The organism is Mesorhizobium sp. M7A.F.Ca.CA.004.04.2.1 (assembly GCF_004022825.1).
Lineage (GTDB): Bacteria > Pseudomonadota > Alphaproteobacteria > Rhizobiales > Rhizobiaceae > Mesorhizobium.
Genome location: NZ_RZPH01001752.1, coordinates 1 through 502, shown reverse-complemented (window position 1 = coordinate 502; position 502 = coordinate 1). Strand labels below are relative to the sequence as shown.

Here is a 502-nt window from a genome sequence, read left to right as displayed (position 1 = left end):
CACATAATCATCTCGTGCAGATACAAGGGGCAGCGCTACCCTAGAACAAGTTCATCACTGCCCCGGCGCGATCAGCCTGAAATCCGGCAGCTCGCGCAAAACCAGTTCAGGCCCGGCCGGCGAATAGACGACGAAAAGCTGCATCGGCCCGTCGCCGGTGTTCAGCGTCGAATGAAAGCGGCTTTCCGGGACATAGATGGTACAGCCGGGGCCGACTTTTGCGACCACCGGATTGCCCTTTTCGTCCTCGACCATCTGCTCGCCATGACCGGAGATGACGAAGATGATTTCTTCCGCGCCCGGATGGTTGTGGCGCGTGTGGCCCTTGCCGGAGGGCAGGTCGACCACGCCGCCGGAAAAGCGGGTCGCGCCATTCACCTCCGGCGCCACCGTCAGTGCCAGTTTTCCCCAGTCGAAACCGAAGGCGCTGACGTCCTTCGGGTAGACAAATACCTTGCTCGTGTCGGTCATCGTCTCATCATCCCTTCTTTTTCTTCGTGGT

At 59.8% G+C, this 502-nt stretch carries 1 protein-coding gene; it reads right to left on the bottom strand.

The window, feature by feature from the left end:
* Window positions 1-54: 54 nt before the first annotated feature.
* The gene (locus EN893_RS37390; RefSeq protein ID WP_127268329.1) at window positions 55-471 is read right to left on the bottom strand and encodes a cupin domain-containing protein; all 417 of its coding nucleotides are present in this window, start codon (window positions 469-471) and stop codon (window positions 55-57) included.
* Window positions 472-502 lie beyond the last annotated feature (31 nt).

Bases quoted from the DNA above. Each gene is read 5' to 3' on its own strand.
- EN893_RS37390 (WP_127268329.1), bottom strand. From the start codon at position 471: ATGACCGACACGAGCAAGGTATTTGTCTACCCGAAGGACGTCAGCGCC.